15 protein-coding genes and 1 pseudogene are annotated in these 22182 nt (G+C 73.9%); 5 read left to right on the forward strand and 11 right to left on the reverse strand.

The annotated features are described in order from the left end of the window. Nucleotides 1-2 precede the first annotated feature (2 nt). From D9753_RS13820 to purN, 4 genes are all read right to left on the reverse strand, one after another. Complete coding sequence (locus tag D9753_RS13820; protein WP_121787303.1) at nucleotides 3-1412, reverse strand: preATP grasp domain-containing protein; 1410 nt, start codon at nucleotides 1410-1412, stop codon at nucleotides 3-5. 75 nt (nucleotides 1413-1487) lie between these two features. Then, the gene (locus D9753_RS13825; protein ID WP_121787304.1) at nucleotides 1488-2429 is read right to left on the reverse strand and encodes a 3-oxoacyl-[acyl-carrier-protein] synthase III C-terminal domain-containing protein; all 942 of its coding nucleotides are present in this window, start codon (nucleotides 2427-2429) and stop codon (nucleotides 1488-1490) included. A 335-nt stretch (nucleotides 2430-2764) separates the two neighbouring features. Continuing rightward, entirely contained in the window at nucleotides 2765-4327 is a 1563-nt protein-coding gene (gene purH, locus D9753_RS13830) for a bifunctional phosphoribosylaminoimidazolecarboxamide formyltransferase/IMP cyclohydrolase (RefSeq protein WP_121787305.1), read from the reverse strand. After that, nucleotides 4324-5109 carry a phosphoribosylglycinamide formyltransferase gene (purN, locus tag D9753_RS13835; protein WP_240468146.1) on the reverse strand — a complete coding sequence of 262 codons (786 nt, stop codon included), beginning with the start codon at nucleotides 5107-5109 and terminating at the stop codon, nucleotides 4324-4326. The genes purH and purN overlap by 4 nt, the downstream gene beginning before the upstream one ends. Before the next feature lie 158 nt (nucleotides 5110-5267). On the opposite strand from purN, the gene D9753_RS36535 reads away from it, so the two are divergent. After that, on the forward strand, nucleotides 5268-6284 hold the full coding sequence (locus tag D9753_RS36535) for a hypothetical protein (protein WP_163010698.1): 1017 nt from the start codon (nucleotides 5268-5270) through the stop codon (nucleotides 6282-6284). A 45-nt stretch (nucleotides 6285-6329) separates the two neighbouring features. Here D9753_RS36535 and D9753_RS13845 read toward each other — a convergent pair whose 3' ends face one another. Beyond that, on the reverse strand, nucleotides 6330-8129 hold the full coding sequence (locus tag D9753_RS13845; RefSeq protein ID WP_240468147.1) for a cell division protein PerM: 1800 nt from the start codon (nucleotides 8127-8129) through the stop codon (nucleotides 6330-6332). Nucleotides 8130-8225: 96 nt separating this feature from the next. Here D9753_RS13845 and D9753_RS13850 point away from each other — a divergent pair, with 96 nt between their 5' ends. Next, nucleotides 8226-9182 carry an RNA polymerase sigma factor gene (locus D9753_RS13850; RefSeq protein ID WP_205614143.1) on the forward strand — a complete coding sequence of 319 codons (957 nt, stop codon included), beginning with the start codon at nucleotides 8226-8228 and terminating at the stop codon, nucleotides 9180-9182. Nucleotides 9183-9375: 193 nt separating this feature from the next. On the opposite strand, the gene sucD is transcribed toward D9753_RS13850, so the two are convergent. From sucD to D9753_RS13875, 5 genes are all read right to left on the reverse strand, one after another. Continuing rightward, nucleotides 9376-10260, reverse strand: a complete 885-nt coding sequence (gene sucD / locus D9753_RS13855; RefSeq protein WP_121787308.1) for a succinate--CoA ligase subunit alpha — start codon at nucleotides 10258-10260, stop codon at nucleotides 9376-9378. Between the two features lie 25 nt (nucleotides 10261-10285). Beyond that, the gene (sucC, locus tag D9753_RS13860) at nucleotides 10286-11464 is read right to left on the reverse strand and encodes an ADP-forming succinate--CoA ligase subunit beta (RefSeq protein WP_121787309.1); all 1179 of its coding nucleotides are present in this window, start codon (nucleotides 11462-11464) and stop codon (nucleotides 10286-10288) included. 313 nt (nucleotides 11465-11777) lie between these two features. Beyond that, nucleotides 11778-13178 carry a vWA domain-containing protein gene (locus D9753_RS13865; RefSeq protein ID WP_394346706.1) on the reverse strand — a complete coding sequence of 467 codons (1401 nt, stop codon included), beginning with the start codon at nucleotides 13176-13178 and terminating at the stop codon, nucleotides 11778-11780. Further along, nucleotides 13175-15709, reverse strand: coding sequence for a DUF5682 family protein (locus D9753_RS13870; protein WP_121787310.1), 2535 nt, complete (start codon nucleotides 15707-15709; stop codon nucleotides 13175-13177). Before D9753_RS13870 ends, D9753_RS13865 begins: the two co-directional genes overlap by 4 nt. Then, nucleotides 15706-16845, reverse strand: a complete 1140-nt coding sequence (locus D9753_RS13875) for an ATP-binding protein (RefSeq protein ID WP_121787311.1) — start codon at nucleotides 16843-16845, stop codon at nucleotides 15706-15708. Before D9753_RS13875 ends, D9753_RS13870 begins: the two co-directional genes overlap by 4 nt. A 132-nt stretch (nucleotides 16846-16977) precedes the next feature. On the opposite strand from D9753_RS13875, the gene D9753_RS13880 reads away from it, so the two are divergent. Together D9753_RS13880 and D9753_RS13885 are read left to right on the forward strand one after the other, a co-directional pair. Next, the gene (locus tag D9753_RS13880; protein ID WP_121787312.1) at nucleotides 16978-18333 is read left to right on the forward strand and encodes an SWIM zinc finger family protein; all 1356 of its coding nucleotides are present in this window, start codon (nucleotides 16978-16980) and stop codon (nucleotides 18331-18333) included. A 52-nt stretch (nucleotides 18334-18385) separates the two neighbouring features. After that, a pseudogene (locus D9753_RS13885) lies at nucleotides 18386-20326 on the forward strand (DUF5691 domain-containing protein); the annotation flags it as partial. Nucleotides 20327-20529: 203 nt separating this feature from the next. Here D9753_RS13885 and D9753_RS13890 read toward each other — a convergent pair. Beyond that, nucleotides 20530-20952, reverse strand: a complete 423-nt coding sequence (locus tag D9753_RS13890) for a cobalamin B12-binding domain-containing protein (protein WP_121787313.1) — start codon at nucleotides 20950-20952, stop codon at nucleotides 20530-20532. A 223-nt stretch (nucleotides 20953-21175) separates the two neighbouring features. On the opposite strand from D9753_RS13890, the gene D9753_RS13895 reads away from it, so the two are divergent. Then, nucleotides 21176-22027, forward strand: coding sequence for an esterase/lipase family protein (locus D9753_RS13895; RefSeq protein ID WP_121787314.1), 852 nt, complete (start codon nucleotides 21176-21178; stop codon nucleotides 22025-22027). Nucleotides 22028-22182 lie beyond the last annotated feature (155 nt).

A 22182-nucleotide genomic window follows, 5' to 3' on the forward strand; every position in this document is an offset into this window, starting at 1 on the left:
GTTCAGCTCCGTTCCGTCAGGGCCGCGAGGCGGCGGGTGATGTCCGTGGCGAGGGCCTCGATCCGCTCGTCGGAGTCGGCGAGCAGCACGCCGTACAGCCGGCCCTCGAAGCCGCCCTCACCGGCGCCGGCGTCCTCCGCGGCTGCGGCGTTGACCGTGGCGTAGTTGTTCACGAACAGGCCGTACGGGCGTCCGCCGGACTGCGTGAGCAGCAGCGGGCCGAGTGCGTCGCGCAGTTCGGCGAAGGGCAGCGGGCGGTGCGGGCGGATCGGGAAGTGGCGGGCGACGGCGACGGCGTCCGGGCCGGCCAGCACCTCGTGCACCACGGCCTGGTAAGTGGACATGTTGTTGCGGGCGTTGATCTCCACCACCGGGTAGAGGCCCTCGTCGGGGTCGACCATCGCGTCGACGCCGACGACGCCGAAGTAACCGTCGGCGGACAGGCGTTCACCGATCCGGTGCGCGCTGTCCCGGATGCCCGTGATCTGGGCCTCGCTGAGCCGGGCGGGCATGCGGTGACCCTTGTGCACACCGCCCTCGGTGAGCAGCTCCTTGACGAAGTCGAAGTGCACACCACCGTCGCGGCCCACGGTGAACTGGTAGTTGAGGTCCGCCCGCTTGGCCACCCACTCCTCGATGACCAGCGCGGTGCGTACGGCGGTGCCGGCGGCCCGGGCGGTGCGCTCGGCCTGGGCGGCGGCCATGCGGTGCAGCCGGGCCAGCGTCCGCTCGTTGTCGACGACGACGATGCCCTTGCCGGACACCCCGAACGCGTCCTTGACGACGACCCGGTGCCCGGCGGCCAGCAGCTCACCGGCCGCGGCGACGGCCGCCGCCAGCTCCTCCAGGGTCTCGCAGGCCCAGCCGCGCGCCTGCCGGATGCCCAGCTCGTCGGCGAGCCGGCGACTGTACACCTTGCTGTTGACGCGCTTGCACCGGTCGGCGGGCGGCGCCGCGAGCCGCAGTCCGGTCCGCCCGGCCAGCTCCTCCTCCACCGTGGAGATGCCGTGGGCGGTGAGCCGGGCGCCGTCGGCGGCCAGGGCGGTCAGGGTGCGCAGCAGCTCCGGGTCGGCGAGGGCGTCCTCGCTGACGGTGCGCCGCGGTCGCTGCCCGGCGGCCACGTGCACGGTGGGCAGGGCGAGTCCGAGTCCCTCCAGGTAGGCGCGGTAGCCGTCGTCCAGGGCGGTCTTGAGGACGACGTGGTCGTCCTTGCCGCCGAGCAGCAGCGCGAACTCGTCCATGCGGTTGACGACGGCGCTGCCCGCGTGCGCGGCGACCCGGGGCAGGGCGGGCTCCCCGAGGGCCCACTGGTTCTCCACCTCGAAGTTGCCGAGGAACACCAGCGGCGTGCCGGCGTCACCGGTGACCGCGCGCTTGAGGCGTCCGTTGAAGCCGGGGGGTGGTGATTGCATATCGACCTCTTGATCTCTCGGGTGGGCACCGGCCGGCGTCGGGCGGGCACCCCGGTGCGGCGCGGGCTCGCGGGCTCAGTGCTCGAAGACCATGGCGGCGAAGGTCGCGCCCAGACCGACACTGGTCATCAGGTAGCGGTCGCCGGGGCGCAGCCGGCCCGCCTCGCAGGCGTGCTGGAGGTTGATGAAGGGATCGGCGCAGAAGCAGTGCCCGGTGTGCGGCACCAGGTCGAGGAAGACCCGGTCCAGGGGCAGCCCGAGGGTGCGGCACACGCCGATCCAGGACAGCCGGTTGACGTTGTGCGGCAGGACGAGGGCCAGGTCGTCGAGGGCGCAGCCGGCCTCCTCCAGGGCCGCGGTGATCACCTCGCACAGACCGGGCCCGTACCGGTCCTGGAAGTCCGCGGCGGCCTCGTCGTCCATGATGAACCGGTCACCGAAGCGGCTGTGCGTGCGGGCGGCGTAGCCGAGCATCCGGTTGCGGCCGGTGCGGTCGGCGCTGACCAGCAGCGCGGCGGTGCCCTCGCCCATGACGGTGACGTCCGGGATCGACTGGTTGTGGCTGGTGCCGGCCTTCTCGCCGGTCAGCACGAGGGCGAGGGCGTCCGGGTCGGGGTCGGCGGCGAGCAGGGTGCCGGCCAGGTCGACGGCGAGCATGCCGGAGGCGCAGGCGTGCTGGGAGACGACGAATCCGGTGGCGTGGCGCAGCCCCAGCTCGTCCTGGATCGGGCCGAGCGAGGTCCGCGGGTACGGCAGTGGCGCGGGCATGGTGCGCGCCTGCACCACGTATCTGACCCGCTGTTCCTGCCCGCGCAGCTCGGCGAGTTCGGCGACGGCGCGCAGCAGCAGCCGCGTCTCGTCGGCCTGCGGGTCGCGACACACCTCCGACAGCCCGTAGAAGCGCTGGTAGCGGCGCAACTGTACGTCTGTGAGGCCGAGTTCACGGTGGAAGCCGGCGATCGGGATGGTGTCGGGAAGACAGGTGGAGACTGCCACGATCGACGTCATGCCCACCACCCTCGCGTCCAGCGCTGACGAGGGACTGAAACATTGCTGACCGTTGCGCCGACTCCCGCTCCGGACGGTCCGGGCCGCGATGCGCAGGGCCGGGGCGGGCGGTGCCCGGACGGCCGGGATCCGGCCGGCGGGGCGGCCAGGACGGGCGGGTCCGGGACGGACGGACAGGGCCCGGCCGGCAGGGGCTGGATACGCGTGATCCCGCCCGTCGGACGACGGACGGGATCGGACGGACGGCGACGGCGGACGCCCGGCGCACCGAGCGGCACGGTGGCCGCCCGGCGCGGCGAGCGGGCCGGGTGCCGGGCGGTGCGGCGAGCGGGCCGGGCGGCGGGTCAGTGGAAGAAGTGGCGCGTGCCCGTGAAGTACATGGTCACGCCCGCCTTGGTGGCGGCCTCCACGACCTGCTCGTCACGGATCGAGCCGCCCGGCTGGACGATCGCCCGGACGCCGGCGCCGATGAGGATCTCCGGGCCGTCGGGGAAGGGGAAGAAGGCGTCGGAGGCCGCGTAGGCGCCGCGGGCCCGCTCCTCGCCGGCCCGTTCCACGGCCAGCTTGCAGGAGTCGACGCGGTTGACCTGGCCCATGCCGACGCCGACCGAGGCGCCGCCCTTGGCGAGCAGGATCGCGTTGGACTTCACCGCACGGCACGCCTTCCAGGCGAAGGCCAGCTCCCGCAGCTCCTCGGCGGAGAGCGCCTCACCGCTGGCGAGCGTCCAGTTGGCCGGGTCGTCGCCGTCGGCCTGCAGCCGGTCGGCGACCTGGAGCAGCGCGCCGCCGTCGATCGGCTTGACCTCGACCGGGTGGGTGGGGCCGTCGGGGCAGCGCAGCACGCGGATGTTCTTCTTCTTGGTGAGGGCCTCCAGCGCGCCGTCCTCGTAGTCGGGCGCGATGATGACCTCGGTGAAGATGTCCGCGACCTGCTCGGCCATCTCCTTGCTGACCGGCCGGTTCACGGCGATCACACCGCCGTACGCGGAGACCGGGTCGCAGGCGTGGGCCTTGCGGTGCGCCTCTGCGACGTCCGTGCCGATCGCGATGCCGCACGGGTTGGCGTGCTTGATGATCGCGACGCACGGCTCGTCGTGGTCGTACGCGGCACGGCGGGCGGCGTCCGTGTCCGTGTAGTTGTTGTACGACATCTCCTTGCCGTGCAGTTGCTCGGCCGCCGCGAGCCCGCCCTCGCCGGAGGTGTAGAGGGCGGCGGGCTGGTGCGGGTTCTCGCCGTAGCGCAGGGTGTGGGCGCGCTCCAGGGTGGTGCCGAGGAAGCCGGGGAACTGCGAGTCGTCGGCGGGGGCGTAGGAGGACGCGAACCAGGACGCGACGGCGATGTCGTACTCCGCCGTGTGCCGGAACGCCTCGGCCGCCAGGCGCTTGCGGGCGGCGAGGTCGAAGCCGCCGTCCTTCAGCGCGGCGAGCACGTCGGCGTACCGCAGCGGGCTGGTGACCACGGACACCGACGGGTGGTTCTTGGCGGCGGCGCGGACCATCGACGGCCCGCCGATGTCGATCTGCTCCACGCACTCGTCGGGCGAGGCACCGGAGGCGACCGTCTCACGGAACGGGTAGAGGTTGACGACCACCAGATCGAACGGTTCCACGCCCAGCTCGGCGAGCTGCTCGCGGTGGCTGTCCAGCCGCAGGTCGGCGAGGATGCCCGCGTGCACCTTCGGGTGCAGGGTCTTCACCCGGCCGTCCAGGCACTCGGGGAAGCCGGTCAGCTCCTCGACCTTGGTGACGGGAACACCGGCGGCGGCGATCCGGCCGGCCGTGGACCCCGTGGAGACCAGCTCCACACCGGCTTCGTGCAGCCCGCGCGCGAGGTCCTCGAGACCGGTCTTGTCGTAGACGCTGACGAGCGCGCGACGGATGGCCCGCTTGTTGCTCTCCGCGGTCACTGGATAACTACCTTTCGTCCCTCAATGCGATAGCCGTTGCGGGCGATCCGCCCCACGACCTCGACGAGCAGCCTTCGCTCGACTTCCTTGATGCGCTCGTGCAGCGCGCTCTCGTCGTCCTCGTCCCGGATCTCGACCACGCCCTGGGCGATGACCGGCCCGGTGTCGACGCCGTCGTCGACGAAGTGGACGGTGCAGCCGGTGACCCTGGCGCCGTACGCGAGTGCGTCACGGACCCCGTGGGCCCCCGGAAAACTGGGCAGCAGGGCGGGGTGGGTGTTAACGAACCGCCCGCCGAACCTCGCGAGGAACTCCTTCCCCACGATCTTCATGAACCCGGCGGACACGACGAGGTCGGGCTCGTACGATGCCACGACCCCGGCCAGGGCGGCGTCCCACTCCTCACGGGAGCCGAAGTCCTTCACCCGGCACACGAAGGTGGGCAGCCCGGCCCGCTCGGCCCGGTCGAGCCCCTCGGTGCCGGTGCGGTCGGCCCCGACGGCGACGATCCGGGCACCGTACGCCTCGGCTCCGGTGCGCTCGATCTCGTCCAGCAGCGCCTGGAGGTTGGTACCGGAACCGGAGACCAGCACGACGAGGCGCCTGACCGCTGGGCCGGGAGCTGGGCCGGGAGTGGTGGCGGCCACGGTGGGGCCCTTTCTCGGGAAGCGACGGGTCCGGCCGTTCCCGGCCGGACGGTTTGTACGGTCGTACGAATGCATCGCGCCCCCGGATACGGGGAAGTCTACGAAGCGGCCGACCGTCAGCAACGATACCGGCACTTCGGAAGGGCCCCTCGGTACGGGTGGCGGGGCGGACGGTAGCGTTCGCCAGGAGCCACGAAGGAGCAGCCCCGGGAACGCGGTCGTCGTGCGGTGCGTTCACGGGGTGGAAGCTCACGTCGGACAGCCGTAGCCATCTAGGGGAAGACGCTCTTTTGATGCCCGATCGCAGCCTGCGACTCCTCACGTTCCCGCCGCGCCCGGTCCAGGGAGGCGTGGCTGGCGCCGCACTGCTGCGGGACCGGCCGACCCCGCCCCCGACGGGCACACCCCGCAACGGTTCCGACCACGGCGACTCGGGCCCCGGCGACTCCGGGGAGTGGGGTTCCGGGCAGGGCGGTTCCGGCCGGAGTGGTTCCGGTGCCGGCACCGGCGTCTCCGGGCCGGACGGTTCCGGGCGGAACGGCGGGTCGCAGGACGACAATCCGTTCGCGCCGCCGCCGGAGGGCGCGCCGGACCGGCCGTGGCAGCCCCGGCACCCCGGGGGCCCGTCCGGCCACGGACACGGTCACGCTCCGGGTCCGGGGCAGGGTCCGGGCTGGGGCCAAGGCGCGGGTCCGGGGCATGGTCCGGGCTGGGGACAGGGTCCCGGGCAGGGACAGGGCCCGGGTCCTGGGCAGGGGCAGGGGCCCGGGGGCGGCTCTCCCTCGGGGAGTCACTGGAGCGACCGCCAGCCCGGCCGTTCCCCCGGCAACTTCGGCGAGCGACCCGGCAGCGGCCCCCAGGGCCCCGGCGGACCGGCCGGGACCGGCAAGCGCTGGGACCCGGCGGACCCGGCCCAGCGCCGCGCGCGGTACGCCCTGCTCTCCGGCATGTGGGCGGTCTTCTTCGTCCTGTTCAGCTGGCCGTACGTGGCTCTGCTGCTGGGCGTGCTGGCCCTGTACTGGGGCAGCAGCGCCCTGCGCGCCAAGCCGCGCCGACCGGCGCCGGACACCCCGGGCGCGCCGCACACCCCGGCGGCCACCAACGGCCGGCCCCAGACGACAGCGGCCGTCAGCGGTCTGGTCACGGCGTCCCTGGCCCTGGTCATGGTCGCCTCGACCTTCACCGTCCAGTTGGTCTACCGCGACTACTACACCTGCGTCGGTGACGCCCTTACCCACGAGGCCAAGCAGTCCTGCGAGACCCTGCTGCCGCATCGGCTGCGCGGCGTCCTGGGCGTGGAGAACGGCTGAGTCCGTCGCGCCGCCGGCACCGTTGGCGGGCCGGCGCGGGGCACCTCACGGCTTGGGGGCGTCCGGACGGCGGGCGGGGGGCAGATCACCCGTGCCGTCCGTGCCCGCCGTGCCGTCGGCGCCGTCCATGCCCTCCGTGACCTCCGCGGCCTCCGTGCCGGTGCCGGTGTCGGCCTCCGTGTAGCTGTCGGTGTCGCCGTCGGCCTCGGTGTCCTCGGGGGCCTCCCGGGCCGTGGCCGCCTCCTTCAGGGCCGCCCAGCGGGAGGCGCGGGCGACGTCGTTGTGCCATTCCGTGGGCTCGCTGAACGGGGTCGGGAACGGGTCCTCGGCGGGGAGGAAGTCGTAGAGGTCCGCCTCGGCGGCTGCGGCCGTACGGGGCGTGGCCGCCGCCCGGGCGGACGTCTCGCCCTCGTGGGCCGCGTCCCCCGCCCGCACCGCATCCGACGGATTCCCCGAGCCCTTGCCGCCCGTCGCGGCCGTGGTCCCCGACCGCGTGTCCTGCTCCGGGAGCGCCTCGCCCCGCCCGCGCCTCACCCGCAGCCGCCAGGCCCGCACGGTCAGCGCCACCGGCAGCGCGAACGTCAGCGTCCAGACCCCGGCCGCCGCCCCGGTCTGCCACCACACCGGGCCGAGGCCGGCCAGTACGGCCACGCCCAGGGGGCCGCCGGACAGCGCGGCGAACAGGGCGAGGATCACCGCGCAGACCGCCGCCGTCAGCAGGACCACCCCGGTGGTCCGGGCGGCCGGCCAGCCAGCCGGTGCCGGTTCCCCCGGCCTGGGGGACCCCACGGCCGCCCGGGCCACGAACCACCCCGCCGTCGCCCCGGCCACCGCCGGGACCAGCCCGGCCGCCCAGTTGTGCTGCATCCCCGGACCCGGGTCCGGCACCGCCGCCAGCAGCGGGAACGGCGGCAGCAGCGGGGCGGGATCGGACAGGAACGGGTGGACCAGGTGCCCGGTGCCGAGGACGAAGCCGGGGCCGAGGGCGTACGACGCGGCCCATACCGCCGCGTTGGGGATCAGCGCGATGCCGAGCAGCAGCACCGCGAACCGCCCCGTCCAGCCGTCCGTCAACTGCACGAACGAGGCCCGCGCCGGTTCGCCGTGCCACACCATTGACACGCCGACCAGCAGCGCCCCGCCGCCGAGGAGCACGGCCGTCGCGGCACCGGCGGCGCGCAGCGCCGTTCCCAGCCGCGCCCGCGCGTCGCCGCCGAACACCAGCCGCCTTACCGGCGCCGGTACGACCACCAGCGCGCGCAGCACCGGTTCGCGCGGACAGCCGTACGCCGACCACACCCCGAGGCCCGCCGCGCCGGCCACGACGAGCGGCAGACATGTCGTCACCCAGGGCCACTCGGGACGCAGTTCGCCGCCGGCGTCGTACAGCGCCGCCGCGGCGCCGACGGTCAGATAGCCGAGGACCACGCCGGTCCACGCCGTACGCGCGGGCACCGGTGGCGGCCCGTCCGGCTCGGCCGACGCGTCGGTGGCGTCCCGCGCCGCCCGGTACACCAGCCATACCGGCAGCATGAGCAGCAGCAGCGGGGTGATGCCGACGGGCAGGGGCGCGCCGGAGAGGGTGCCGGTGCGGACCAGTTCCACGCCGTGCGCCAGCAGCCACAGGGCGGCGGCGATGTGCAGCGCACCGTCCGGACCGCTGTCGGGGTACGGCGAGCTGATCCACAGCACCGTCACCAGTACGGCGGACGAACCGAGTCCGAGTCCGGCCGCGACGGCCCCGCCCAGCAGGCTCGCGGCCAGGCCGGGTGAGCGGTCGCGCATCCGGGTGCGCAGGGGTGGCGACGACGAGCGGCGCGCGGTCATCTGGATCACGCACGCCATGCTCCCAACGACACGCGCTTTCCGGTCGTAACAGGCGAACCTCCGCTGTGTCGCTCAATATACGTTTATGTTCTTTTTCGTACGAAAGGGTGCACGGTGACGACGCAGAGCCCTGCCAGCCCGCTGCCACCGCCGAACGGACGCCGACGCTCGCGCCGGCGCAGGTCACTGACACCGGCTCAGCTCACCGTGCAGGCGTCCGGAAAGGCGGGCCAGGACGGGCCCGCCCTCGCGTCCCTCACACCCGAATCCCAGCCCCTGACGCCCTCTCAGGCCTTCGACGCGCTGTACGCCTTCTGTGCCCCCGCCCTCGTACGCCAGACGTATCTGCTGACCGGGCGCCGGGAGCTGGCCCGCGAGGCCGTGGAGCGCGCCTTTTATCTGGCCTGGCAGCGCTGGTCCGAGGTGGCCCGGGACCGCGACCCGGCCGGCTGGGTGCGGGCGGTGGCGTACGACTGCGCGCTCTCCCCCTGGCACCGCTTCCGCCCCCGCTACCGGCATCCGGAACCACCGCCCGCCGACCCCGCCGACCGCGCGCTGCTGCACGCCCTGCTCAAGCTCCCGCCGTCCTACCGGCGCACGCTCGTCCTCTACGACGGTGTCGGCCTCGACCTGCCGGAGACGGCGGCGGAGACGGAGGCGAGCACACCGGCCGCCGCCAAACGGCTGACCCACGCCCGCCAGGAGGTGGTCGCGCTGCTGCCCGAACTGGCCGACGCGGCCGCACTCCACCGCCGTCTGCTCGAACTGGCCTCGACCGAACGGCCGCGCGCGCCCCGGCCGACGACCGTACGGACCGGCTGCGAGCGCCGGAACGTGTTCTGGACCCGGGCGGCCATCGCCTTCACGGTGACGATCATCGGCGCGACGACGCTGACGCTGCGCACGGCACCGACGCGGTACGAGGCACCGGTCGCCCCGGCGCAGGCGGTCCAGGGAGTCCCGCCACCGGCGGGGATGGGCCCGCTGTCCCGGACCGAACTGGTCCTGCGGGCGAAGCTGCACCGGGCGGAGGCGAGCGGCCCGGAGAGATTGCTGCCGGAGCCACACTGAACACGGGCCGACGTGAGGCGGGACGCGCCGACGCGCCGGGTGAGGCCGGACACGCGGGGTGCCCCGGGGGCGGACGGCATGGCGTCGGGCCGGCGGACGGCATGGCGTGGGGCGGGCGGCGTGTCGGACGGAGAACGGCGGCAGGCCCGCCCCGGACAACGGGAGCGGGCCTGCCGGCATGCGGCGGGGAGACTCAGGCGCTGAGGATCTCCCGCGCCAGCTTGGCCGTCTCGGTCGGCGTCTTGCCGACCTTGACACCCGCGGCCTCCAGGGCCTCCTTCTTGGCCTGCGCGGTGCCGGAGGAACCGGAGACGATGGCACCCGCGTGGCCCATGGTCTTGCCCTCGGGCGCCGTGAAGCCCGCGACGTAACCGACGACCGGCTTGGTCACGTTCTCCTTGATGAACGCGGCCGCGCGCTCCTCGGCGTCGCCGCCGATCTCACCGATCATCACGATCAGGTCGGTGTCGGGGTCGGCCTGGAACGCGGCGAGCGCGTCGATGTGCGTGGTGCCGATGATCGGGTCGCCACCGATGCCGACGGCGGTCGAGAAGCCGAGGTCCCGCAGCTCGTACATCATCTGGTACGTCAGCGTGCCGGACTTCGACACCAGACCGATGCGGCCCGGCTTGGTGATGTCGCCCGGGATGATGCCGACGTTCGACTGGCCCGGGGTGATGATGCCGGGGCAGTTCGGGCCGATGATCCGGGTCTTGTTGCCCTTCTTGCCGGCGTACGCCCAGAAGGACGCCGTGTCGTGCACGGCGATGCCCTCGGTGATGACGACGGCCAGCGGGATCTCGGCGTCGATGGCCTCGACGACCGCGTCCTTGGTGAACTTCTCCGGCACGAAGATGACGGAGACGTCGGCGCCGGTCTTCTCGACGGCTTCCTTGACGGTCCCGAACACGGGTACCTCGGTGCCTTCGAAGTCCACGGTCTGACCCGCCTTGCGCGGGTTCACGCCGCCCACGACGTTCGTGCCGTCTCCGAGCATGAGCTTGGTGTGCTTCATGCCGGTGGCGCCGGTCATGCCCTGGACGATGACCTTGCTGTCCTTGTTGAGCCAGATAGCCATGGTGTGTGAGTCCTCGTCCTCGTGCTTACTTGGCGGCGGCCAGCTCGGCGGCCTTGTCGGCCGCGCCGTCCATGGTGTCGACGCGCTGCACCAGCGGGTGGTCGGCGTCCGTGAGGATCTGCCGGCCCAGCTCGGCGTTGTTGCCGTCGAGGCGGACGACGAGCGGCTTCTCGACCTTCTCGCCGCGGTCCTCGAGGAGCTTCAGGGCCTGCACGATGCCGTTGGCGACCTCGTCACAGGCGGTGATGCCGCCGAAGACGTTCACGAAGACGGACTTGACGTCCGGGTCGCCCAGAATGATCTCCAGGCCGTTCGCCATCACCTGGGCGGAGGCACCGCCACCGATGTCCAGGAAGTTGGCGGGCTTGACGCCGCCGTGCTTCTCACCGGCGTACGCGACGACGTCCAGGGTGCTCATGACGAGACCCGCGCCGTTGCCGATGATGCCGACCTCGCCCTCGAGCTTGACGTAGTTGAGGCCCTTCGCCTTGGCGGCCGCCTCGAGCGGGTTGGCGGCGTCCTTGTCGTGGAGCTCCTCGTACTCGGGGTGACGGAACTCGGCGTTCTCGTCCAGCGACACCTTGCCGTCGAGGGCGATGACGTCACCGGAGGCGACCTTCGCGAGCGGGTTGACCTCGACGAGGAGGGCGTCCGACTTGATGAAGGTGTCCCACAGCTTGATCAGGACGTGCGCGACCTTGTCCGCGACCTCGGCCGGGAACTTGGCGGCCTCGACGATCTCGCGGGCCTTGGCCTCGTCCACGCCGTCGATGGCGTCGATCGCGATCTTGGCGACGGCGTCCGGACGGGTGGCCGCCACCTCCTCGATCTCCATGCCGCCCTCGACGGACGCGATGGAGAGGAAGGTGCGGTTGGCACGGTCGAGGAGGAAGGAGACGTAGTACTCCTCGACGATCTCCGGAGCGGTCTCGGCGATCATGACCTTGTGGACCGTGTGGCCCTTGATGTCCATGCCGAGGATGTCCGTCGCGCGGGCGACGGCCTCGTCCGGGGTGGCGGCCAGCTTGACGCCGCCGGCCTTTCCACGACCACCGACCTTCACCTGCGCCTTGACGACGGACTTGCCGCCCAGCCGCTCGGTGATCTCGCGCGCCGCCTCAGGCGTGTCGATGACTTCACCGGCCAGCACCGGTACATCGTGCTTGGCGAAGAGGTCCCTCGCCTGGTACTCGAACAGGTCCACGCGCTTCCGTCCCTATCAGTGATCTCGCGGTTCGTTGGATGCGTGGGCGTGCCGCGAAGGGCAACGTGACGTCCGCTGTCACTAGGGAAGCGCACACGGTGTCCGAGCGCGCGGCATGTCCGTCTCGCAGGTTATCGCTGCTTACGGGGGCCCTCTAAATCGCGGGTCACACCTGAGCGGTGATACCTGTCACATGATGCCGGGATTCCTGGCACGGGGTGCCGGAGCGCTGGCCGGTATGGGCGCCGGACAGGTGATCCGCCAGGCCTCACCGGGCCGGGACCGACCCGGTGAGGCCCCGAGCGCCCACGCGTCAGGCCGTGCCGGGTATCGGCAGCGGGCGCTTCTCCAGCGCCGCTGCCATCACCTCCGGGAACAGGTCGGGCGTGCAGGCGAAGGCCGGCGCGCCCAGCTCGGCCAGCGCCGCCGCGTGCTCACGGTCGTAGGCGGGCGCCCCCTCGTCCGACAGCGCGAGCAGTGTCACGAACTGCACCCCGGACGCCTTCATCGCCGCGACCCGCTTGAGCATCTCGTCCCGGATGCCGCCCTCGTACAGGTCGCTGATCAGCACGACCACGGTCTCGGCCGGACGGGTGATCCGCGACTGGCAGTAGGCGAGCGCCCGGTTGATGTCCGTACCCCCGCCGAGCTGCGTACCGAAGAGCACGTCGACGGGGTCCTCCAGCCGGTCGGTGAGGTCGACGACCGCCGTGTCGAAGACGACCAGCCGGGTGCTGACCGACCGCATGGAGGCGAGGACCGCCCCGAACACGGACGCGTAGACCACGGACGCCGCCATCGACCCGGACTGGTCGATGCACAGGACGACCTCCTTCTGCACCGACCGCGCGGCCCGCCCGTAGCCGATGAGCCGTTCCGGTACGACCGTGCGGTACTCGGGCAGATAGTGCTTGAGGTTGGCCGCGATGGTGCGGTTCCAGTCGATGTCGTGGTGGCGCGGGCGGGTGACCCGGGCGCTGCGGTCCAGGGCGCCGGTGACGGCGGCCCGGGTGCGGGTGGCGAGCCGTCCCTCCAGGTCCTCGACCACCTTGCGCACCACCGCGCGGGCTGTCTCCCGGGTGGTCTCCGGCATCGCCTTGTTGAGCGACAGCAGCGTGCCGACCAGGTGCACGTCGGCCTCCACCGCCTCCAGCATCTCCGGTTCCAGCAGCAGGGAGGCGAGGCCGAGCCGGTCGATGGCGTCGCGCTGCATGACCTGGACGACGGAGGACGGGAAGTAGGTGCGGATGTCCCCGAGCCAGCGGGCCACGGACGGTGCCGAGGCGCCGAGTCCCGCCGACCGCTCCCGGCCCGCCTGTGCCGTGTCGCTCCTGCCGTAGAGGGCGGCCAGCGTGCCGTCCATCGCCGCATCCCGGCCGGACAGGGCGCAGCCCGTGCCGTCGGCCTGGCCCCCGCCGAGCACCAGCCGCCAGCGCCGCAGCCGCTCGCGCACCGGATCGGACAGCCCGGCCACCACGACTCCGGTCACCCCGGGTCCGGTCACCACCGCTCCGGTCGCCACGGGTCCGGTCACCGCCACTCCGGTCACCGCGGGTCCGGTCACCACTTCGGTCGCCGCCGCTCCGGTCACCGCGGCTCCGCTCACCACTTCGGTCGCCGCCGCTCCGGTCACCGCGGCTCCGCTCACCACTTCGGTCGCCGCCGCTCCGGTCACCGCGGGTCCGGTCGCCGCCTCCGTCGTCCGGTTCGTCATGCGCCCACTCCCACGAAGCCGGTGTCGTTCGTCGTGTCACGGTCGGAGTCCAGGCCGAGCAGCAGCCGCAGCACCGGCAGGACGGCGTCGGCGCGCCGCGCATCCGGTTCGGCGGCGAACCCGGGCACCGCGACTGTCCGGGCGGTGGTCCCGCCGGGCCGGTCTCCGGGGCCGCGCCGGACCAGCTCGCCGAGGGTTCTGCGCACCCCCGGCTCGTACGCCGCGAACGTGCGCCGCAGCAGCGGCAGTACGTCCGTGAAGGCGGCCGCCGGTACCCCGGTCAGCCACGTGTCGAGCAGTCCGAGCAGCCGCTCGTCGTGCACCAGCAGCAGTCCGCCCCCGCCGCCGGCGAACCCCTCGATCCAGGCGGCGGCAGCGGCGGGCGGCGTGCCGGGCGACAGCGCGAGCCCCATCAGCCGGGCCGCCTCCTCCGCCCGCAGCGCCCCGTCGTCCAACAGCAGCCGCACGGCCCGCCCCCGGATGACACCGGACACGGTGTCCCGCAGCGCCAGAGCCCGCAACACGCCCCGCCAGCGATCACGCAACCCGGCATGACCACGCCGCCGGCCCACGCCGCTCCGCTGATCCCCGGGATTCCCGCGCCCCGCGTCGCCTGCGTGGGCGGGAGTGTCCGGGCCGGGCAGGCTTTCCGCGAGAAGTGCCACCGCCGTGTGTACGGCGTCCACGTGGCCGCGCATCTCCTCCGCCGCGTCCGCGTCCAGCGCGGCGCAGGCCGGTGGCAGACCGACGAAGACGCGCTCGGCGAGGGCCGCCGCGACCGCGGTCAGCGCGCCGGTGTCGGTGCCGCGTACATCTCCGTAGCGCAGGGCACGGACCAGGGCCGGCAGGGCCTGCGCGAGATGACTGACGTCCGTGTCGAGGGCGGCCCGGTCGGCCAGTACCCGCATGACCACGGGCAGCGCGTCCGGCAGGCCGGCCAGCAGGCACTGTTCGGCGAGCGCGGTGACGTCGGCGAGGGCACGCGCGGCGGTCGCGTCCGCCTCGGCCCTGGCCTGCGCCGCGTCGAGCACGGTCGTCCCCCACACGCCCGCCTCGGCGACCCGCACCGACAGCTCGGGCTCCCAGCGCAGCCGCCAGGTCTCCCGGAAGGTGCCCGTACTCCCCCGGGACCGGGCCGGCTCGCCCCAGCCGACGCCGAGCAGCCGCAGCCGGTGCAGCAGCCTGCTGCGGCCCGCGTCGGTGTCCCCGCGCAGGTCCAGCTCCAGCTCGCGCTCCAGCGCCTCGGGTTTGAACCGCAGCGCGCGCTGCTGCCGGGCGAGGTCCCGCTGGAGCGGCACCGCGGGCGCCGACTCGGGCACCTCGCCCAGGACGTCCCCGACCACCAGCCGGTCGTGCACCAGGGACAGCGGCACGTCCGAGCCCTCGCACAGCACCGCGCGGACCGCGTCGGTGGTCTCCCCCAGGCCGGGCAGCGGGCGGCCCCGCAGCACCGCCAGCGTCTCCGCGAGCCGCACGGCCTCGATGACGTGCGCGGAGGAGACGATCCGGTCCTCCTCACGCAGCAGCCCCGCGACCTTGGTCAGCCACCGCTCGACCGGCCGGTCGGGGGCGTGGAACAGATGCGCGTACCAGCCCGGCGAGTCGATGCCCGCGCCGTACCCGCCGGCCCGGGCCAGCCGGCGGTGAGTCCAGGGCACCCAGGTCAGGTCCGTCCTCATCTTGGGCAGCCCCTTGAGCAGTGCCCGGTCGGCGGTGACGGTGGTCTTCTCGCGCAGCGCGGGCACGTGCCAGGCCCCGCACACGACGGCCACGGCGTCCCCCGCCTCCTTGCGGGCGTCGCGCAGCCGCAGCCGCATGTGTGCCTCGCGGACGAGGTCCCTTGGGCGCCCGCCGGCGCCGTACCGCTCGCGCAGCACGCCCATGGCCTCCGCCACCGCGGCGAACGGCGCGAAAGGATCCCGGTCGCCCGGCCCCCGGTGCTCCACGACGTCCTCCCACCAGCGTTCCGGATCGTCGTACCCGGCGGCCTCGGCGAGCACGGCGAGGGGGTCGACGCGGACCTGGTCGCCGTCGGCGGTGGGAGCGGACGCGGGAGCGTCGTCCCCGGCGGCGGAGGCGGCCCCGGGACCGTCCACCTGACCGTCCTCAGCGTCGTCGCCCTCCTGACCGTTCAGGCCCGTCCCGCCGTCCTCGTCCGTCCCGGTTCGAGGGGTGTCCTGCCACGCGAGCGTGTGCGTGGCGGGCAGGTCGATGAAGCGGGCCGGGACGCCGTGTTCGACGGCCCAGCGGATGGCCACCCACTCGGGACTGAACTCGGCGAACGGCCAGAAGGCCGAGCGGCCGGGCTCGTCGACGGCGTGGGCGAGGAGGGCGACCGGGGGCCGCAGCCCCGGGTCGGCGGCCAGCGGGATCAGCGCGTCGGCCTCGGGCGGACCCTCGATCAGGACGGTCACGGGCCGGGCGGCGTCCAGCGCGGCCCGCACCGCGCGCGCGGAGCCGGGCCCGTGGTGACGGACGCCGAGCAGCAGCGGCCCGGAGTCGTACGCCGTGCCGGCGCCGGCGCCGGTCATGCGCTCACCTCCCGGCACGCGCGGTAGAAGTCCGTCCAGCCGTCGCGCTCGCGGACCACCGTCTCCAGGTACTCCTGCCAGATCATCCGGTCGGCCGCCGGGTCACGGACGACGGCACCGAGGATGCCCGCGGCGATGTCACCCGGGCGCAGCACGCCGTCGCCGAAGTGGGTGGCGAGCGCGAGGCCGTTGGTGACGACGGAGATCGCCTCCGCCGTGGACAGCGTGCCGCTGGGTGACTTCAGCTTGGTGCGGCCGTCGGCGGTGACGCCGTCGCGCAATTCGCGGAAGACGGTCACGACACGCCGGATCTCGTCGATGCCGTCGGGCGTGGCCGGCAGCTCCAGGGAGCGGCCGAGCTGCTCCACCCGGCGGGTGACGATGTCGACCTCGGCGTCGGCGCTCTCCGGCAGCGGCAGCACCACGGTGTTGAAGCGGCGACGCAACGCGCTGGAGAGGTCGTTGACGCCGCGGTCACGGTCGTTGGCGGTGGCGATGAGGTTGAAGCCGCGGACCGCCTGGACCTCCTCGCCCAGCTCGGGGACGGGCAGGGTCTTCTCGGACAGGATGGTGATGAGCGTGTCCTGTACATCGGCCGGGATGCGGGTCAGCTCCTCCACGCGGGCGGTCATGCCCTCCGCCATGGCGCGCATGACGGGGCTGGGCACGAGGGCGTCCCGGCTGGGGCCGTGCGCGAGGAGCCGTGCGTAGTTCCAGCCGTAGCGGATGGCCTCCTCCGGGGTGCCGGCCGTGCCCTGGACCAGCAGCGTCGAGTCTCCGCTGACGGCGGCGGCCAGATGTTCCGACACCCAGGTCTTGGCGGTGCCGGGCACACCGAGCAGCAACAGGGCGCGGTCGGTGGCGAGCGTGGTGACGGCGACCTCGACGATCCGGCGCGGCCCCACGTACTTGGGGGTGATCACCGTGCCGTCCGGCAGCGTGCCGCCGAGCAGGTACGTCGCCACCGCCCACGGCGACAGTTTCCAGCGGGCCGGGCGCGGGCGGTCGTCCTGTTCGGCGAGCGCGGTGAGTTCGGCCGCGAAGGCCTGCTCGGCGTGCGGGCGCAGCACCTGCCCGGTCTCGTCGCGCTCGGATGCGGCGGTCGTCGGTTCCACGGACTCCACGGACACAGACATGGCTGAGGCCCCCTCCAGCTCGGCCGGTTCGGATCTGACACCCACCGTGCACCACGCCACTGACAATCGCTCTGACCTGTACGAACGCCCGCGTCGGGGTGATTGTCAGTGGGGGGACCTACCGTCGGTGGCATGACTGAGCAGGGGGTGCGCCGAACCGCGGAGCAGGTGCTGGCACTGGCGCCTGACGCCGCGTCACGCAAGGCGGGGAGCAGACTCGGGGTGGCCGGGCCGTGGTCCGGGACGGGGAGCGGAGAGGGGTCGGTGTGGGGGCTGTGCGAGGGCAGTGGCAGCAGGCCGTACCAGACGGTGGTGGACCTGGCGGACGTGGCCGGGCCGGCGTACAGGTGTAGCTGTCCGAGCCGTAAGTTCCCGTGCAAGCACGCGCTCGGCCTGCTGCTGCTCTGGGCGGGCGGCGACGACGTGGTGCCGGGGTCCGCGCAGCCGCCGGACTGGGCGGAGCGGTGGATCGCGGGCCGGCGCGGACGCGAGGTGACGAGAGCGGCACAGGCCGCCGGCGGCCCGCCGGCCGGGTCCGCGGGTCCGGAGGCGGCCCGCCGGCGGGCCGAGCGCCGGGCCGAGCGGGTCACGGCGGGCGCGACGGAACTGGAACAGCGCCTGACGGACCTGCTGCGCGGCGGCCTCGCCGCGGCCGAACAGGCGGGGTACGGGCTGTGGGACGAGACTGCGGCCCGCATGGTCGACGCCCAGGCCCCCGGACTGGCCGCCCGGGTGCGGGAACTGGGGGTGATACCGGCCTCGGGTGCGGGCTGGCCCGCCCGGCTGCTGGAGGAGTGCGCGCTGTTGCACCTCCTCGACCAGGGCTGGCTGCGCCGCGACACGCTGCCGGACGCTCTCGCGGCCACGGTCCGCTCCCGGCTCGGCCTGCCCGCCACGCCGGACGGGCCACCGCTGCGCGACCGCTGGCTGGTCCTCGCCCAGTACGACACGGCCGACGCGAAACTGACGACCCGACGGATATGGCTGTACGGCGCCGAGTCCGGCCACACCCGGCTGCTGCTCTCCTACGGCGCGGCCGGACGTCCGCCGGAGACGACGCTGCCGGTCGGGCTCGCCCTGGACGCGGAACTGTCCGCCTACCCGGGCACCGGCCGGTCCCGGGCCGCCCTGGGCGAACGGTTCACCGCCCCGGCCCCGGCCGCGTTCCGCCCGCCGGGCGTGACCACCACGGAGGCGGCGGCCCGGTACGGCGAGGCCTTGCGCGACGATCCCTGGCTGGAGTCGGTCCCGGTGACGCTGGGCCGGGTGATACCGGTCCCGGACGGCGACCGGTGGCGGCTGGCCGACGCCGACACGGACACGGCCCTGCCGCTGACCCGGGCCGCCCGCTCCCGCCCCGGCCTGTGGCGGCTGGTCGCCCTCTCCGGCGGCGCCCCCGTCACGGTCTTCGGCGAGTCCGGCCACCGCGGCTTCACCCCGCTCACCGCCTGGCCGGAGAGAACGGGCGACGCGGTGCCCCTGTGCTGACCGCCCGGAGCCTCTCGGCAACACCCGGCCAGCCGCACGGAAGGGAAACACGATGAACGGGACACCGTCCGACAAGGACACACCGGCCGACGGCACGACACCGACCGACGGCGATGCACCGGCCCGCGAGCAGACACCGGACAGCACCGCGCCCCGCCCCGGGAGCGACCCCCGGAACAGCAGCGATGCCCCCGACGGCGCCATGACACCGAACGCCCAGGGGAGCCCGGCCGACTGCGCCGTACCGGACAGCGGCGCGGTGTCGGTCGACTGCGCCGTACCGGACAGCGGCGCGGTGCCGTTCGACTGCGCCGTACCGGACAGCCACGCCGTGCCGGGCCGCAGCGCGGGGTTGCCGGACAGCGGCGCGGGGCCGGTCGGTGCCGTGCCGGGCCGCACGGCCCCCGCGGATTCCGGCGGCTCGTGGGAGGACCTGGTGACCGCCGCGCTTCTCGGCACCGACCGGCGCGCCCCGGCGTACGGCATACCCGGGCGCGCCGCACCGGTCGCGCTGCTGGACGCGGCTGCCGTGGCGGCCGTACGGCGGCGGGCCGGACTGCGGCCCGCGCGGGCGCCACGGCGGCCGGAGCGAGCGCCCGCCGACCCGCGCCCGGCCCTGCCCACGGCGGCGGCAGGCCGGCTGACCACGCTGCTCGCCGACCGTTCCGGCAGGGCGGCCGGCCGGCGGGGCAGCTCCCCGGACCTCATGGAACTGCTGCCGCAGTGGCTGGCGGCGGCCAACGCGCACGGGTACGCGGCGCCCCCGCAGGCGCTGCCCGCGCTGCTGGACGCGGCCCGGGGCCGTACGGACCTGCGGCCGGCGGCACTCGCGTTCGCGGGACCACGCGCGCTGTGGCTGGCCCGGCTGAACCCGGACTGGCGCTTCGCCCTGCGCGCGGCCCCCGGCGGCGGCGCCACCCTGCCCGGCCCCGAGGACGCCGAGGCGGTGTGCCGGCTGTGGTCGGAAGGACTGTTCGCCGAGCGCGCGGCGCTGCTGGGCGCCCTGCGCGCCCGTACGCCGGCGCTGGGGCGCGAGCTGCTGGCATCGACCTGGGCGACGGAGCGGGCGGAGGATCGGCTGATGTTCCTCGACTCGCTGCGTACCGGCCTGTCGGACGCGGACGAGCCGTTCCTGGAGCAGGCGCTGGGCGACCGCAGCCGCAACGTCCGGGCGACCGCGGCAGACCTGCTGTCGGCGCTGCCGGGTTCCGCCCTCGCCGCGCGGATGGCCGTACGGGCCGCGGCATGTGTGGCCCTGGACCGGACGGGGAACTCGGCCGTGATCGTGGTGGAGCCGCCGCCCGAGTGCGACTCCGGCATGGAACGCGACGGTGTGGTGGCCACACCGCCCTCGGGCAGAGGGGAACGATCGTGGTGGCTGGGGCAGCTGGTGGAAGCGGCCCCGCTCGGCACCTGGGCCGGGCGGTTCGGCGGCCGGACGGCGCGGGACATCGTGGCGCTGCCGGTGGCGGACGGCTGGCAGGGCGAGCTGCACACGGCCTGGTGCCGGGCGGCGGTACGGCAGCGGGACGCCGCGTGGTCCCGGGCACTGCTCGGCTCACCGTCCGCGCCGGAGGCGGGCGGCCCGGGCGCGGTGTCCCTCGCGGAACGGGCGAAGCTGCTGGCGGCGCTGGCACCGGCGGAGCGGGCGGCATGGGTGGCCGGGTTCATCGCGACACACGGCTTGTCGGAGGCGTTCCAGCTACTCGGGGTGTGCGCCGTCCCCTGGGCCGCCCCGCTGGGCCGGGCGGTGGTGGACGCTCTGAACATCGCGCGCGACGCGGGCAGTTATCCCTGGAGTTTCAGCGGGGTGATGGGGCTGGCGGAACGCTGCCTGGACCCGGCGGAGACCGTACGGCTGGAGGCACTGCTGGCGATACCCGACGAGCGGGAGGACGCCGCGCCGGGGGCCGGCGGGTACTGGGCGGAGGCGTTCCAGCGCCTGGTCACGACGCTGCGGCTACGGGCGGTGATGGCGCGGGAGCTGGCACCGACACCCACCGGAGCCCCGGCCCGGCCACCACAGGCGCCGGCGCCACCGCCCGCTCGACCCCGGCAGGCACCCGCTCAGCCACCTCAGCCGTCACAGGCACCGGCGCCGCCGCCTGCCCCCGCTCAGCCATCAGATGCGCCGGCGTCACCGCCCGCCCCCGCTCGACCCCCGCAGGTGACCTCGCCGCCCCCTCAGGCAGCCCCTCAGCCGCCGGACGCGGCCGGCTGACCGGCGTTCTCCCGCACCCACTCCACGATCGACGTGGTGGTGGCGCCCGGCGTGAAGATCGCGGCGACGCCCTTCTCCTTCAGCGGCGCGATGTCCTCCTCCGGGATGATGCCGCCCCCGAAGACGAGGATGTCCGCCGCGTCCCGCTCCTTGAGCAGGTCGATGACCGCTGCGAACAGCGTGTTGTGGGCGCCGGAGAGGATCGAGAGGCCGATCGCGTCGGCGTCCTCCTGGATGGCCGTGCCGACGATCTGTTCCGGGGTCTGGTGGAGCCCGGTGTAGATGACCTCCATACCGGCGTCGCGCAACGCGCGCGCGATGACCTTGGCCCCACGATCGTGGCCGTCGAGCCCCGGCTTGGCGACCACCACGCGGATCGGACCGGCTGCCACACCCATCACTGCCTCCATCAAGCGACCACGGAAGCGATCGCTTCCGTCCGTACCGACAAGTACCGCACTTTTGGCGCGTCCCGCCACTGTCGCGAAGTGAACGAACGTTATCCACAGCATCCCGCAACCCGCGGTTTTACGGCACGCAGGGAGGGGGAAATCACATGGTGGGACATGAGGGCACACGGGGGACCGAGCCGCCTCCCGGCGTGCCGACAGGAGGTCGGCCATGAAGGTCACCGGGGTATTGCCACTCTTCCTCCCGGTCTGCCGCCGCCTGTGGCCCGGCAGACTCACCGGACTCTCCATGGCGCTGCTCAAGGCGACCGCCCTCGAGGCGGCGATCCTCGCCGGACACCTCCTGCTGTATCCGACGGGTCTCGCCCAGGAACGCCGCTCGGCGGCCCTGGCCGCGGCGGAGGGCGCCACCCGGCTGCCCGCCCACCCCGGCACGCCGGTCGTGCTGCTGCACGGCTTCATCGACAACCGCTCGGTGTTCGTCCTGCTGCGCCGCACCCTCGCCCAGCACGGCCGACAGCGCGTCGAGTCGCTCAACTACTCCCCGCTGACCTGTGACATACGGGCCGCGGCCGATCTGCTCGGCCGGCACATCGAGGAGATCTGCGAGCGCACCGGCAGCGCCCGGGTCGACATCGTGGGACACAGCCTCGGTGGCCTGATCGCCCGCTACTACGTCCAGTGCCTGGGCGGTGACCTGCGCGTACGGACGTTGGTGACGCTCGGTACGCCCCACTCCGGGACGAAGGTTGCGCCGCTGGCCGACGCCCATCCGATCGTGCGACAGATGCGGCCCGGATCGCCGGTGATCAAGGAGCTGGCCCGGCCCGCCCCCGGCTGCCGTACCCGGTTCGTGAGCTTCTGGAGCGACCTCGACTCGATGATGGACCCGCTGGAGACGGCCTGCCTGGAGCACTCCGATCTCGACGCGCACAACGTCCGGGTGACCGGCATCGGGCATCTCGCCCTGCCCGTGCACCCCGCCGTGGCGTCCGGGATACGTGAGGTCCTCGACGCCCCCCACCCCGGGGAGCGGGTCGGCGAGGGCCTGACGGTGGCCTGAGACCGCCTCGACCCGGGAGGGACGAGCCCGCGCACGGTTGACTCAGAGTCACGTGGCATCGAACAGGCTTCGAACGTAAGGCCAAGGTCGGGTCCTGCGTCCCCCGAAACACAGCCGAATGCCCGTTTCAGGCCCACGGGAAACCAGCCGAAGAT

It is taken from the genome of Streptomyces dangxiongensis, from assembly GCF_003675325.1.
In the GTDB taxonomy this organism is placed as follows: Bacteria; Actinomycetota; Actinomycetes; order Streptomycetales; family Streptomycetaceae; genus Streptomyces; species Streptomyces dangxiongensis.